The 13,419-nt window shown below is 54.4% G+C and carries 11 protein-coding genes; 6 read left to right on the top strand and 5 right to left on the bottom strand.

All coding sequences use genetic code 11. The features are described from left to right. Positions 1–12 precede the first annotated feature (12 nt). The 3 genes from LG297_RS00125 to LG297_RS00115 form a co-directional block, all read right to left on the bottom strand. The gene (locus tag LG297_RS00125; RefSeq protein WP_404423933.1) at positions 13–1,716 is read right to left on the bottom strand and encodes a methyl-accepting chemotaxis protein; all 1,704 of its coding nucleotides are present in this window, start codon (positions 1,714–1,716) and stop codon (positions 13–15) included. 255 nt (positions 1,717–1,971) lie between these two features. Then, positions 1,972–2,718 carry a tRNA pseudouridine(38-40) synthase TruA gene (truA, locus tag LG297_RS00120; protein WP_404423931.1) on the bottom strand — a complete coding sequence of 249 codons (747 nt, stop codon included), beginning with the start codon at positions 2,716–2,718 and terminating at the stop codon, positions 1,972–1,974. An 82-nt stretch (positions 2,719–2,800) separates the two neighbouring features. Beyond that, entirely contained in the window at positions 2,801–4,021 is a 1,221-nt protein-coding gene (locus LG297_RS00115) for an argininosuccinate synthase (protein WP_062949720.1), read from the bottom strand. Between the two features lie 220 nt (positions 4,022–4,241). On the opposite strand from LG297_RS00115, the gene LG297_RS00110 reads away from it, so the two are divergent. Beyond that, entirely contained in the window at positions 4,242–4,958 is a 717-nt protein-coding gene (locus LG297_RS00110) for a M48 family metallopeptidase (protein ID WP_404423929.1), read from the top strand. A gap of 18 nt (positions 4,959–4,976) precedes the next feature. Next, positions 4,977–5,609 carry a LysE family translocator gene (locus LG297_RS00105; RefSeq protein WP_404423927.1) on the top strand — a complete coding sequence of 211 codons (633 nt, stop codon included), beginning with the start codon at positions 4,977–4,979 and terminating at the stop codon, positions 5,607–5,609. A gap of 1 nt (position 5,610) precedes the next feature. On the opposite strand, the gene LG297_RS00100 is transcribed toward LG297_RS00105, so the two are convergent. Then, positions 5,611–6,516: a LysR family transcriptional regulator gene (locus tag LG297_RS00100; protein WP_404423925.1), complete on the bottom strand. Its 906-nt coding sequence runs from the start codon at positions 6,514–6,516 to the stop codon at positions 5,611–5,613. Positions 6,517–6,669: 153 nt separating this feature from the next. Here LG297_RS00100 and LG297_RS00095 point away from each other — a divergent pair, with 153 nt between their 5' ends. Genes LG297_RS00095 through argE form a run of 4 tightly spaced genes read left to right on the top strand, consistent with a single transcriptional unit; the run spans position 6,670 to position 10,951 of the window. Further along, a complete protein-coding gene (locus LG297_RS00095) occupies positions 6,670–7,659 on the top strand; it encodes a Bug family tripartite tricarboxylate transporter substrate binding protein (protein ID WP_404423924.1) in 990 nt (329 codons plus the stop codon). A 37-nt stretch (positions 7,660–7,696) separates the two neighbouring features. Continuing rightward, a complete protein-coding gene (locus tag LG297_RS00090; protein ID WP_404423922.1) occupies positions 7,697–8,227 on the top strand; it encodes a tripartite tricarboxylate transporter TctB family protein in 531 nt (176 codons plus the stop codon). A gap of 17 nt (positions 8,228–8,244) precedes the next feature. Beyond that, positions 8,245–9,744, top strand: a complete 1,500-nt coding sequence (locus tag LG297_RS00085) for a tripartite tricarboxylate transporter permease (RefSeq protein WP_404423920.1) — start codon at positions 8,245–8,247, stop codon at positions 9,742–9,744. 28 nt (positions 9,745–9,772) lie between these two features. Continuing rightward, complete coding sequence (gene argE, locus LG297_RS00080) at positions 9,773–10,951, top strand: acetylornithine deacetylase (protein WP_404423918.1); 1,179 nt, start codon at positions 9,773–9,775, stop codon at positions 10,949–10,951. Between the two features lie 275 nt (positions 10,952–11,226). On the opposite strand, the gene LG297_RS00075 is transcribed toward argE, so the two are convergent. Then, positions 11,227–13,206: a transglycosylase domain-containing protein gene (locus LG297_RS00075; RefSeq protein ID WP_404423916.1), complete on the bottom strand. Its 1,980-nt coding sequence runs from the start codon at positions 13,204–13,206 to the stop codon at positions 11,227–11,229. Positions 13,207–13,419: the final 213 nt, after the last annotated feature.

Here is a 13,419-nt window from a genome sequence, read left to right as displayed (position 1 = left end):
GAACCAAAAGCCTTAACCGGCACGCAGTTGTTTAAGGAAGTCGGAGACAGTTCTGTGCAGGGTTTCGATCTGTCCTGACAAGGCCCCGACATTTGTATCAAGCTCGTTTGCGGCAGCACCGCTGCTGCTGGCGGCCTGATGGATTTCCTCGATATTGCTGACGACCTCGCTTGAACCGCTCGACGCGGTCGCGGCACTGTTGGCGATTTCACTGACTGCGGCGTTCTGTTCGGAAACCGATGCCGAAATGCCATTGGTGATATCGTTGATGGTCGCGATGGTCTGGGTCACTTTTTCGATGGCCTCGACCGTCAGTTTGGTTTCACTTTGAATCGCACCGATCTGCTGGGCAATTTCATCGGTTGCCTTGGCCGTCTGATTGGCAAGGTTTTTGACTTCCTGCGCCACAACGGCAAAGCCCTTGCCTGCCTCGCCGGCACGGGCGGCTTCGATGGTGGCATTCAATGCCAGTAAGTTGGTCTGAGCCGCAATATCGTTAATCAGGCTCACGACTTCGCCGATCCGTTCGGCCGCGTCGGCAAGGCCGCTGACCATTTCATTGGCCCGCGATGCTTCGGTAACGGCGGTATCGGCGATGGATGTCGATTCGTCAACCTGACTTCCGATCCCGGTGATAGATGCCGAAAGTTCTTCGGTCGCGGCGGCAACCGTCTGAACGCTTCGCGCCGACTCGTTTGCGGCTTCGCTGACATGGCTGCTTTGGCGAACCGAATGATCGGCGGAGTCCCGCATCTGGCGGGTCGAACGCATCATGCCTTCCGTTGCCTGTCGGACCGAAGAAACGATCTGACCGACGGATTCCTCAAGCTCTTTCGCGAGGCGGTTGCGTTGCTGAATGCGTTCATCCTCGTTACGTTTTTCAGCCGCAATCCGGGCTTCCTCGGCTTCCATGATTTTGCCTGCGGTTTCTTTCCAGCGGACAAGACCATCAGCGATCACGCCGATTTCATCCTTTCGCGTCGTATAGGCAACATCGCCGGAAAAATCGCGGTCAACAAAACGGGCGATGGTATTGCCCAGAACATGAAGCGGGCCAAGCTGCCAGCGTAACAGAACCACCAACAACACCCCGGCAATCAGGGCAACGACGATACCGGCAATAGCGATGCGCAACTCGATAGCCGATGCGACCTCGGCGACTTCGGCCTTGGCAATTCCGACATAAAGAATGCCGATCACATCACCGCCCGGATTAAAGATCGGCGTGTATTGAGTGATATAGGCGGTGCCAAGAATGACTGCCTCGCCACGGAATGTTTTTCCCGAAGTGGTGGGGCCATAGGCAGCACTGCCATTCCCCAGCATCGTTCCAACGGCCCGCTGGCCATCCGGCTTGATGATATTGGTCGAAACACGGATAAAGTCGTTTTCTGCAGGCACCCAGGAAAATACGGTTGCCGTCTGGCCGGTGGCGGTTCCGATACGGTCGATCAGTTCATGAGATGACAGATCGGGAATTTCGGGCATAACCAGTTTGGTCGTTTCACCGTCTGCACCAATGGTCACTTTCAAATCCGGATAGGCATCCTGCAGCAACAGGGCCGCAACACGCAGGTTAAGCTTTTGCGATTGGAGACTGGTATCACTGACCTGCTGGTCGATACGCTGCATGATAACAGCGCCAAGCAGGAAAATGCCGCTGATCAGAATGACCAAAGCGGCCAAAGCAACCTTGAAAACAATACTTCTGGACATATCAGATCGTCCCCTGAGCCCAATGCATGATGCCAAGCGGCACCAATGCCAAAAACGCCCACCCCCCAAGATCCTGACCAACCGTCAGCATGGCTCGGAACTTACCGTTATAACGATTTGAAGAGCGCACTTATCTTATTGGAATCTGGTGATCTTTAATATGCAGTTCAAGAACGTAAAATTAAAACAGCTGAACATTTATGCAGAAGATGATCAAAGCCACCAAAAACCGCGCTCTGCCCAGCAAGATCAAGTTCAGTAATCAACCTTGACGAAATAAAGCCCGTCGGCCGGGGCTGTTGGCCCGCCAGCCTTGCGATCACAGGCTTCGAGTGCGGTTTTGACATCAATTGGCTTCCAGTTGCCCTTGCCCACCAGGACGAGGGTTCCGACCATATTGCGCACCTGATGATGCAGGAATGATCGGCTTTCGGTATGGACGCGAATATCCAGCGGGTCATGTTCGCTACGCGCAACGGTCAGTTTCTCAAGCGTCTTGACCGGGCTTTTGGCCTGGCATTCGCTGGCGCGAAAAGTGGTGAAATCATGCGTGCCAACCAGATAGGCCGCAGCCTCATTCATCGCATCGATATCAAGCGGCTTGAAAATGCCCCATGCAAGACCGGCATCAATTGTCAGCGGCGCACGCCGATTGATGATGCGATACATGTAGTACCGTTTCTTGGATGAAAACCGGGCGTGGAAGTTTTCATCGACCTCGACGCAGTCAATCACAGCCACCGGATCAGGTTTGAGGTGATGATTGATCGCATTCATCACGACATCCGCGGGATAAATGCGCGGCAGATCAAAATGCACGACCTGGCCAAAGGCATGTACCCCCGCATCGGTGCGGCCAGATACATATACGCGCACAAATTCACCGATGAACTTTTCCAGCGCGGTTTCAAAAACCTGCTGGACCGAGATCACCTCTTCCTGGAACTGCCATCCGTGATAGGGACGCCCATTATATTCGACGGTACATTTATAGCGCTGCATCGGGTGCTTATAACCAAGCTTCAAAACAAAAACGAGGGGTGATGATCACCCCTCGTTTCGTAATGCATCACAACGGTGAAACTTACTTCACGCCGTCGCGGTCAAAACCAAGGCGCAGGCGAAGGGCGTTCAGTTTGATGAAGCCTTCTGCGTCGCGCTGGTTGTAAACGGTATCTGCTTCGAAGGTGACGTGTTCTTCGGAGTAGATCGAGTTCGGCGACTTGCGACCGGTAACCGTGACGTTGCCCTTGTAAAGGTCAAGGCGAACAATACCGTTGACGGTTTTCTGGGTTTCGTCGATCAGGCGCTGCAGGGCCTGACGTTCCGGCGACCACCAGTAGCCATTATAGATCATCTCGGCGTAACGCGGCATCAGCTCGTCCTTGAGATGGCCGGCATTACGGTCAAGCGTAATGCTTTCCATTGCGCGGTGCGCAACTGAAAGGATGGTGCCACCCGGGGTTTCGTAAACGCCGCGCGATTTCATGCCGACATAACGGTTTTCGACCAGATCAAGACGACCGATGCCGTTTTTGCCCGCAACGTCGTTCAGCTTGGTCAGAAGGGTTGCCGGGCTCATGCGTTCGCCATTGACGGCAACCGGGTTACCCTGTTCGAACTCGATTTCAATCGTGGTGATCGCATCGGGTGCGTTCTGTGGCGATACAGTGCGTTCAAACATCTGTTCGTTCGGCTTGACCCACGGATCTTCCAGCGCCTTGCCTTCATAGGAAATGTGCAGAAGGTTGGCATCGGTTGAATAGGGGGGCTCATCCCCGCCCAGCTTGTCAGCCGAGATCGGAATCTGATGTTCGCGGGCAAAGTTCAAAAGAGCCGTGCGCGAATTCAGTTTCCATTCGCGCCACGGTGCAATGACCTTTACGTTCGGCTTGAGCGCGTAGTAGCCAAGCTCGAAACGGACCTGATCGTTGCCCTTGCCGGTAGCGCCGTGGGAAACTGCGTCTGCACCGACTTCTTCAGCGATTTCGATCTGGCGCTTGGCAATCAGCGGACGTGCGATCGAGGTACCGAGCAGATACACACCTTCATAAAGGGCGTTCGCACGGAACATCGGGAAGACATAGTCGCGAACGAATTCTTCGCGCAGATCTTCAATGAAAATCTGTTTGACGCCAAACATCTCGGCCTTCTTGCGGGCGGGTTCAAGTTCCTCGCCCTGGCCGAGATCGGCGGTGAAAGTCACGACTTCGCAGTTATATTCTTCGCGCAGCCATTTCAGGATGATGGAGGTATCAAGCCCGCCTGAATAGGCAAGCACCACCTTTTTGACCTGATCGCTCATTGGAGTGACGCCTTTCTTCTTCCGATGTAAACCGGGGCGCGGCACATTCAGGCCAACGTCCCTTGCGGGGCTGCAACAAATGCATTGCAAAAGTCCCCTAGACCTTGAGCGCGGAGTATAGGAAAACACTACTGCCGGGCAAGGGCCAAGATGGCCTTCCGGCCAAAAAGGCGCAAAAAGTACGAAAATTCCACCCCGCTTTTGGAAAAATTCACCCTGAATGCTGCGAAATATTGAAGAAACCGAAATCGATCTGCCGCAAATCGGCCCCTTGCCGGTCCGGTTGCGGCCAAGCGCGCGTGCGACGCGACTCAAATTGCGGATCGATCCGGCCTTTGACGGTGTTGAAATCGTCGTGCCCAACGGCGTTTCACGCAAAACGGCAATATCGATGCTGCATCAGCATGGCGACTGGGTCACGGCTCATATGCGTCGGTTACCAGAACGCGTGCAGTTTGTCCCCGGTGCCTGGGTGCCGTTCATGGGAAATGAACACGCCATCCGCACCGTTCCCGACGCCAGGCGTGGGGTCTGGGCCGAAGCCGGTGTGATCTGGGTTTCGGGATTGCCAGAGCACACCAACCGCAGGGTTTCTGATTGGCTGAAAAAGCAGGCGAAACTTGAAATCGCGCCTCGTGCGCATGCCTATGCCGAACGGATCGGCAAGAAGGTCAATCGCATTTCGCTGAAAGATACGCGCACGCGCTGGGGCAGTTGTTCATCAAGCGGCAATCTGTCCTTTAGCTGGCGACTCGTACTCGCCCCTGAAGATGTGCTGGATTACGTCGTCGCCCACGAGGTCGCCCATCTTCAGGAACTGAACCATAGTGCGCGTTTCTGGGCTGTCGTCGAAGACCTTTATGGCCCATCAAAAAAGCAGCAGCACTGGCTAAAGAAGAACGGTTCAGCCCTGCATCGATATGGCGCAGGTACTTGATCCCAACGGAGTCTCGATATGCTGATCCCTGTTGAAACTCTGCTGATTTTCGTTCCGACCGCGCTGGCGCTGAACATGACGCCAGGCAACGACATGCTTTTTTGCTTGGGTCAGGGGATTAAATCAGGACCACGGGCGGGTCTGGCCGCCAGTTTCGGGATCGCGACAGGAGCCATGATCCATACTCTTCTTGCTGGTTTGGGACTGGCAGCAGTGGTAGCCGCCCACCCGGTTGCGCTGGAAATTCTGCGCTGGGCGGGGATTGGCTATCTGGTGTGGCTGGCGTTTCAGTCCTTCAGTGACCGCGGAGGCGTTTTAAAGCCGGCGAAAACCGCCCCGGCAACCGCAATAAAGGCTTGGCGCGACGGCATAGTTGTTAACCTGCTTAATCCGAAGATCATCGTTTTCGTGCTGGCTTTTATTCCGCAATTCGTTGACCCGGCGCGCGGATCGGTTCTGGCACAGTTTCTGATCCTTGGTGTGATCCTGAATATCGGCGGCACGATTATCAATTGCCTGGTTGGTGGTTTTGCCGGAAAGCTAGGCCAGTTCCTGTCGCGTTCGGCCCGTCTGGCACGCGCGTTCCAGATTTTTACTGGTTGCGTATTTCTGGCACTGGCCGCACGCCTTGCCTTTGAACGGCGCGCATAAATCACAGCACACAGCCCGCATTGCGCAAGTCGGGTAGCTCAGCCCGCAGAAAAGACAAAAATCGGCGTTCAACCGCGCTAAGCTCCCCCGATGAACGGAACAGGGCGACGTCCCATTCGATTGCCGGGGTCAGGGGACGGGCAACCACCTTTTCCTTATCCACCAGCAGGGTTGCAAAGGGATCAATCACCGCGATGCCGACATTGCGTTCGACCAGACGTGAAATCGTCCGAATTGTGCGCGCTTCGACCGCGATCTTGCGCGGCCAGCCTGCAATCTGAAAAATGTAATCGATCTTGGTGCGGAGCGGCGATCCGATGGAAAGTTCGACAAAGCTTTCACCGCGCAAAAGATCGATATCGATGGTTTCAAACCCGGCCAGCCGGTGATCGCGCGGCATCAGACACACCGCCCGGCATTGCGCAAGCGGCATAACCTCCATATTCGGGTCCTGAAGATCAAGCGTAATGCCAATCCCAAGATCACATTGGCGGGTCGCGACCAAATCAAGCATGCCTTCAAGACCGGTATCCGTGATACTGACGGCAACATTGGGGTGGGCTTGTTTGAACTTGGCGACCACATCAAGAAGATAGGTATCAACATAGATCGGCTGGGCAGCAATCCGGATACTGCCAAGCTGCTCATTGGCGATGGCACGGGCCTGTGTTTCGATCTCGCGGAATGCGTTAAGTGATCGCAGAACAGTTGTATGAAACTGGAGGGCCTCGGTAGTTGGCAACAACTGGTTTCGTTTGCGGTTAAACAGCGAAAACCCCACGGATTTTTCAAAACTGTTCAACAAACGGCTGACCATTGGTTGACTGATATTCATGGCCTGTGCCGCCTTCGTCACAGAGCCATAGGTCATAAAAGCGTTGAAGCTTTCAAGTTCACGCAAATTCATCGGTCAATCCATATCTCACCTTTAGTATGTAAATTAGTTATACTGAAATTAATTTTTTGCGTCACGAGTTATAGTTTGCGATGGAATGTATACAAAACAAAAAACCGACGAGCTCGGGCAATCCTGCCACCAACCATCCAGGGAGACATGAAGATGTTTCGACAGCTCAAAAAGGCCGCGACATTTGCGGCTGCAGTTCTTGCAACCACAACACTGGTTTCGACCGCACAGGCCGCTGACTACCCGGAAAAAGCCATCACCCTTGTCGTGCCTTATGGCGCGGGCGGTGCATCGGATCTGGCCGGTCGCGCACTGGCTGAAACCGCACGCAACTACACCGACGAACAGCCGGTCGTTGTTGTGAACAAAACCGGCAATGGCGGCATGAATGGTGCGCGTTATGTCACCGAACAGAAGCCGGACGGTTATACCCTTCTGCTGTCGCGCGTCGGCATGGCCCTTTATCCGGCCGTTTACACCGACAGCCCGGTTGGCTGGGACGATTACACCTTCCTCGGTATTCTTGAATCGACCCCGATGATCCTTGCGGTCAATGCAAATTCGGACATCCAGACCGTCGACGACCTGCTTGCCAAAATCCAATCAAGCAATGGCGCCACTACCTATGCCGCGTCCGGCCCCACCGCTATTGACGGCTTTACGGTTCAGGCGCTTCTGGCCGATGCCGGTCTTGACCCGCTGTCTGCTTCCACCCTCGTGCCATACAAAGGCGGCAGCGCCCTTGCCGCAGCTCTTCTTGGCGGTCATGTCGACTTCCTCGCCATCGCAGCCGGTTCTTTGATGCCCCATATCGAAGCCGGTAAAATGCGTGCGCTGATGGTTTACGCACCGAAACGCATGGATGCCCTTCCCGACGTCCCGACCGCCAAGGAACTCGGTTATAACCTGGCCGGTCAGGTTGACGGCTGGAGCGCGTTGTTCGCGCCCAAAAACCTGCCGGAAGACGTTGTTGCAAAGTGGAAAGACATCCTTTCCAACGTTGCAACCAACGACCAGTGGCTTGACCTTGCCAAGAAACGCGGCTCCGTCTCGGTTGTTGGCGAACAGGACCCGGCTGCCTTCGTCAAGAGCCAGTACGAGCTCTATAACGGCATGGCCAAGAAATTCGGTTACATTCAGTAATCCGCAATCCTTAATTCTCTGAATGTGAGACGGAACCATGACTCCCAATCGCGATTTTTATACCGGACTGATCGCAACGGTGTTCTTTGCCCTTGTCCTGTTTGTCCTGATCCCGATCTATGTGAAGGTTCCGTCTTTCATTCCCGGGTTTGCCCCGCCACCCGATATGTGGCCCCGTGTGATTACCGTGGTCGGGCTGGTTATGGGCATTCTTGCCATTCTTTTTGCCATTCCAAAGATGCGGGTGGCCGCGAATGAAAGCGTCATGTCAATTGGCGCAACACTGCAGCGAAATCGTAAACTGATTTTGCGTTTTGTTGCCGTTCTGATCGGATTTGCAGCTTTTACCTATGGCATGCCGCTGATCGGCTTCGTCCCCGCCACCATTTTGCTTCTGGCCTATCTGTTCCTGATGACCGGCAATTACAGTCGCAAAATCTGGATGATCGGACTGACCATAGCGTTTCCGATCCTGCTTTATCTTGTTTTCACCGAAGTCACCCACACGCCTTTCCCCGAAGGCCGCCTGTTTTCGGCGATAATGGCCGATTTCGTGACCCTGATCTGATTTGAAAGCGTCCCTTCATGTTGAATGAACTGCTTTACGCCTTTGAAGCTGTCGCAACGCTGCCCAATTTTATTGCCATGGCGGCGGGAATCTGGGGTGGTGTGATCATCGGTGCCATTCCGGGCATGACCGGAACCATGGCCGTAACACTTGCTCTGCCATTCACCTTTTACCTCCCGCCTGTTACCAGCATTCTGCTGCTCGTTGCCCTTTACAAGGGATCAACCTATGGCGGATCTATTTCGGCGATCCTGATCAAAACACCGGGGACTGCTTCTGCGGCCTGTACCGTTCTTGACGGATATCCCCTCGCCCAGCAGGGCAAAGGCGGCAAAGCGCTTAACATGGCGCTGGTTTCAAGCTGTATCGGCGACTTTATTTCAAATATTTCGCTGTTCTTCCTGGCGATGCCGCTTGCCTTGTTTGCGCTTCGGGTCGGACCACCGGAATATTTCATGCTGATGGCCTTTTCACTGACTATCGTTGCCAGCATTTCGGGTCGGTCACTTGTTCTTGGCATCATTTCCGCCTGTCTCGGTCTGCTTTTGGCAACTGTTGGCGAGGATATTTATGGTTCGTTCCGCTTTGCCGTAACCGAGGACATGAAATCGGGCCTTGGTGTTGTACCGGTGCTGATCGGGTTGTTTGCATTGCCCGAGCTGATCAAGATGATCGTCTTCCGGCCCGAGGACAACAATGCCGCCATGAAGCTTGGCGATAATCGCCTGACCATGTCCGAATTCCGCGGCAGCCTGAAATCGATCCTGCGCGGCAGTGTTATCGGTGTGATACTTGGTGCCATTCCGGGTATTGGACCGTCGACTGCCGCGTTCTTTTCCTACAGCGAAGCCCGCCGGACATCGAAAAACGGCGACAAATTCGGCGAAGGCGAACTGGAAGGCGTTGCGGCATCCGAGTCTGCCAACAATGGCTGTTGCGGGGCGACCATGATCCCGCTTCTCGCACTCGGTGTTCCGGGTGACGTTATTACCGGTGTGATGCTGGGCGCATTTATGATCCATGGCCTGACGCCGGGTCCGCTGCTGTTCCAGAACAATATCGGTGAAGTCTATTCGCTGTTTATCGGCATCCTGTTCAGTTCGGTGTTCCTGTTTGTTGCCGGAAAACTGACCGCAGGTGCCTTTGCCAAAATTTCTCGCATTCCCCAGACGCTGCTTTTACCCTGCATTCTGGTCCTGTGCGTGTTTGGCATCTATTCCATCGGTGCCAGCCCCTTTGACGTCACCGTCCTTCTGGTCATGGGGATTGTCGGCTTTGCGATGATGATCCTGAATATCCCCGCGGCACCATTCCTGATTGCCTTCATTCTGGGGCCGATGTTCGAAGACAATATGCGCCGGTCGCTTGCAATTTCGCGCGGGGATCTTGGTGTCTTTTTCCAGTCGTGGATTTCATGGGCGCTCTTTGCCCTGACCGTTCTGTTCGTCATCCTGACCATTCGTCGCGAATGGCAGAAATGGCGGGAAAAATCCCGTAATGCGGCGCAGTCGGCCTAATATTCCGAGAAACGAGAAGCGATAAAAAATGAGCAAACCCAACATGTCCCGCCTGCATAATGCCATTGATCTGCTTGGCAAACTTGTGGCGTTCGACACGACCAGCAAAAACTCGAATCTCGGCTTGATCCATTTTGTCCGCGACTATCTGGCGCAATATGGCATCAAAAGCACACTGTTCCATGACGAAACCGGTGAAAAAGCCAACCTTCTGGCAACCATCGGTCCGAAGGATATCCCTGGCATCGCGCTTTCGGGGCATACTGACGTGGTTCCCGCCCTTGAAAAAAGCTGGATCAGCCCAGCATTTGAACTGACCGAACGTGACGGCAAACTGTTTGGTCGCGGTTCTGCTGACATGAAAGGTTTTTCGGCCTGTGCGCTGGCAATGGTTCCGGAACTGGTCAAACGCGATCTGGCGATCCCGTTCCATCTTTGCCTGTCCTATGACGAGGAAGTCGGTTGCCTTGGCGTGGGTTCGATGGTCGATCATCTGGCAAACCTTAAAACCCCGCCACGCCTTGCCGTGATTGGTGAACCGACCGAGATGAAAGTCATCAATGGTCAGAAGGGCAAATTTTCGATGCGGGTATCGGTTACCGGTACAGCCGGGCATTCATCCTTTGCACCCCGCCATGTCAACGCCATCGAATATGCGGCACGCGCCATTACGATGATATCCGATCTGGCACGTGAATTTGAAGAAAACGGCCCATTTGACAATGACTTCACGGTGCCGCACAGCACCATGCTGACCACCACCATTGGCGGCGGAACAGCAACCAATGTCACGCCGGATTTTTGCGAATTCACGTTCGAAATTCGCCATTTGCCGGAACATGACGCCAAAGCAGTTCTTGACGGGATCAAAGCGAAAATCCTTGAAACCCTTGATGCGGAAATGAAAGCCAAAGAAGCCGAAACCGGATTTGAATGGGAAGAAATCTTTTCCTATCCCGGAATGGGTGATTGCACGGATGCAGAGGCGTTCGAGCTGATCCGCAACATCATCCCCAACGTTTCGGGCAAGGTTTCCTATGGTTCCGAGGGCGGGATTTTCGAAAAACAGGGCAACATCCCATCGATCATCTGCGGCCCGGGCAGCATCAAGCAAGCCCACAAAGCCAATGAGTTCATCGAAATTTCGCAGATCGAGGAATGTCTGGAATTCCTCGAGAAGCTCAGTGATCAGGCTGTAGCGGCCTGATGCTCTCGCCGATGTACCGCCCTGAACGGTGCGTGCGGATGTCCTGGCGATGCAAGGGGAAGATTGCACCCCTGACCCTTGATTACATCGCGATATTCGACAGGTGAGACCTCCCTCGGCTTCGTCGGTCTCCCCCGATGAAGCCATGCAAACTGCAAACTTGATGGCCGGTTTTCCGTAACGGATACCGGCCATTTTTTCTTGGCCGAAACGAAAAGGGCCAATGCATCCGCACCGACCCTGAAGCACCTTTGCGGTACTTGTATCAAGGCCGGTTACTGCTTTTTGTTGCCGGTTGTGAAGCCAGAAGTAAAGTCACGCCAACTGCCGTCTTCGCCCACTTTTTGCGACCGCGCAAGCGCAGCCTTGCCGAGAGAACGAACCGGCAGGTTCTGATGAGCATGCAGCATGAAATCATGCCAAAGCTTGGCTGGCAGATCCCCGCCGGACACATCATCCATCGGGCTGCCGTTATCGTTCCCCATCCAGACGCCGGCAACCAGTTCAGCGGTATAGCCAATGAACCACGCATCGCGGGAATCCGACGTTGTGCCCGTCTTGCCGGCAGCAGGACGATCAACGATCGCATTGCGTCCCGTGCCCTTGGCAACGACAGATGACAGCATATTGTTCATTTCCCCCGCGTGCAGCGGGTTCATCAGACGGACAGGGAATTCGTCATTGCGCTCATATAGAACTTCGCCGCCCTGACCGACAATTTTACGGATCGCATGCGGAAACACCGAAAATCCGCCATTGGCGACGATGGCATAGGCACCGGTCAGCTCAAGCATCGAAACCTCGCTGGTGCCCAGTGCCAGACTGGGTTCCCGCCCAAGTTCGGCAGAAACACCCATATCGTGAGCCTTTTTGATCACATTATCCAGGCCGACTTCCATGGCGACCTGAACCGCGATTGAATTATTCGATGTTGCCACCGCATCGCGGATCGACATGGTGCCGTGGTGTTTGCGATCAAAGTTTCGCGGTTCCCATCCGTTAACGGATATTGCCATGTCGCGCATCCAGTCGTTCGACCCGATCCCCTTATCCAAGGCTGCCAGATACACAAACAGTTTGAACACGGAACCGGGCTGGCGCCGTGCCTGTGTCACACGGTTATACTGGCTTTCGAAATAGTTACGCCCACCAACCATTGCGCGAACGGCCCCATCCGGGGTCATCGCCAGAAGGGATGCCTGGCCTACACGCTTTTGCTGCGCAACGGGGCTTGCCAAAGCACGTTCAAGATTGAGTTCGGCAATTTCCTGAAGACGGGAATCAAGTGTGGTGTTGATCGTCAGATCCTGATCAACGTAACCGATGTAATCACGGACACGATCCAGCACCCAATCGGTAAAATACCGAACACCGGGGCCGCTTTTTCCCTGTCGAGTGGTGCGGACAGTCCGCTGTTTGGCGCGCTCGGCACGCGCGCCAGTAATCACGCCGTTTGATGCCATGGCGTCGAGAACAATATTGGCACGTTTTGCGGAATCTTCTGGATCAACCAGCGGGTTGTAACGACTTGGTGCCTTTGGCAATCCAGCCAGAACTGCCGCCTCGTAAAGATTAAGGCGCCGAGGGTCGGTTCCGAAATAGTGCCGGGACGCGGCATCAATGCCATACATCCCCGATCCGAAATAAATACGGTTCAGATAAAGCGACAGAATCTGTTGCTTGGAAAATTTGAATTCCAGCCAAAGCGCCAGCAGAACTTCTTCGATCTTGCGACCAAAATTGCGTTCTGGTGACAGAAACAGGTTTTTTGCAAGCTGCTGGGTGATCGTACTGCCACCTTCGGCGATGCGGCCCGTCGTCAGATTGACCCAACTGGCCCGCAATATACCCAGAATATCGATGCCGAAATGATCGTAAAAACGACGGTCTTCGATGGATACGAAAGCCTGCCCGACATAATCGGGCAAATCGCCAACCTCGACCGGATTACCGTATCGATCCCCGTACGCCCCGAGTACCACACCATCAACACTGACCACACGGATGGAGGGCTTGCGTTCGCTCGCAACTTCGAAGCTGACCTTGTCGGGCAACCCATATCCGTAATAGGCGACAATTCCACCGCCGATGACCAAACACCAAATGCCCAGAATGACAATAAAACGCGCAATCGCCTCTGGCCCGGGAACCATTGCGCCGAGCTTGCTGAAAAGACCCGGGCCGCTTTTTTTACCGCCACCACCACCGCCCGCACGTTTCTTGCGTTTGCGCGGCGTCGTTGCACCCTTTCGCACGGTTTGTTGTCTTTTGAATGGTCTTTGGGCCACGAAGTTACCTTTAAATCCAATAGCGTCGCCGGTTTGTGCCCGTGTATAGCCTGTCTGTCAACGCATCTGCCAGACAGGTAACACAAAGCGCCAAATCCTCGCCGTTCAGCCATTTCGGCCGATATATATATGGTTATGCCCCAACCGCTGCAGGAGACCCCCGTCTCCTCGTTCCAGAAC

The sequence above is a fragment of the Thalassospira australica genome, assembly GCF_044790785.1.
Taxonomy (GTDB): Bacteria; Pseudomonadota; Alphaproteobacteria; order Rhodospirillales; family Thalassospiraceae; genus Thalassospira; species Thalassospira australica_A.
This window is presented reverse-complemented; position numbering and strand designations above follow the sequence as displayed.